General features: G+C 39.2%; 1 protein-coding gene. It reads left to right on the top strand.

All coding sequences use genetic code 11. The annotated features are described in order from the left end of the window. Positions 1 to 214 precede the first annotated feature (214 nt). Positions 215 to 898, top strand: a complete 684-nt coding sequence (locus tag Q5Y71_RS16865; RefSeq protein ID WP_306043238.1) for a CHRD domain-containing protein — start codon at positions 215 to 217, stop codon at positions 896 to 898. Positions 899 to 1,139: the final 241 nt, after the last annotated feature.

Below are 1,139 nucleotides of genomic sequence, written 5' to 3'. Positions count from 1 at the left end.
ATAAGATAATTCAGCGTCATCTTGGGCATATTAAGATCACTTTTCTTGAATACCTCCATCTGGTATTTTTATTTATAGTCAGTTACTTTTAGTGTCGTATGATATATCTCTTGCTGGAGGAAAAGCAGAAATAATACGATGAACTGACCGCCTTTTCTAGCTCTATTAAGATATGCACTTACAAGTTGAATCTAGATCATGAAAGGAGAGGTTTATGAAAACTAATTCATTACCTAAAGTCGCTTTTTATATACTCACGTTGTCACTGCTCACCTATTCCCCTTTCAATCTCGCTGACAACCATAGCGAACAAGGAAAGATGCCCGCTGAGTCCAAACAGGCCGTTGGCGAGAGAGCTTGGTCTGAAGCAGGTGATGATAAGGTATTCACTATTTTCAAGGCTGACCTGACCATAGCGAATGAAGAAATGCTTAGCAATAAAAAAGTGGATAAGGAAACACCTCAAGGCGCCCATGGTTTTTTTACCGGGGCCTATAACAACCAGACACACATATTAAATTTTATGATTGGATATAGTGGTCTTTCAGAGCCAGGACTACTTATGTCTCATTTTCATATGCGCTGTTTAGGTGATGGCAAAGAGCCTCCTATTTGCAAACCAGGTAACCCCAGTGGTCCAATAATCCAAACGATCTGTGGCATGCCGACACGCCCCGGTATAGTTCCTGACTGGCCAACCACGGAAACTGATAAGGATAAACACGGACTTGAAACAAGGTGTTCCAAAGGTAACAGTGGGTTTATTGTGGGGAAATGGATAGTGGAGGAACCCTATCGGAAAAGTTTACTTGATAAAAAGATTTTCGTTAATTTACACACCAAATTGAATCCCAAAGGAGAAATTTCTGGGGTTCTAGAAAATAATAATAGAATGTAGTTTTTAAAAAATAGCTACAAATGGATCAGGTTAGAAGTTAGTTGGATTTGTTCCAAGAGATTTTTTGAAAGCTCCATTTCAATGATGGGTGGAGCTTTGAAGCGCTGCATAGTACTTTTTCTTTATTAGGGCCTGTTCACACTAATTAAAGTATCGGCAATAAGCGCAAAGTGAATAAAAAACGTGAAAACAACAGAGAGTGTAAATAATTCTGTGTAACCGCTCCTGCCAGTTGCTTATT

Source organism: Microbulbifer sp. 2205BS26-8, assembly GCF_030731025.1.
Classification (GTDB): domain Bacteria; phylum Pseudomonadota; class Gammaproteobacteria; order Pseudomonadales; family Cellvibrionaceae; genus Microbulbifer; species Microbulbifer spongiae.
This window is presented reverse-complemented; position numbering and strand designations above follow the sequence as displayed.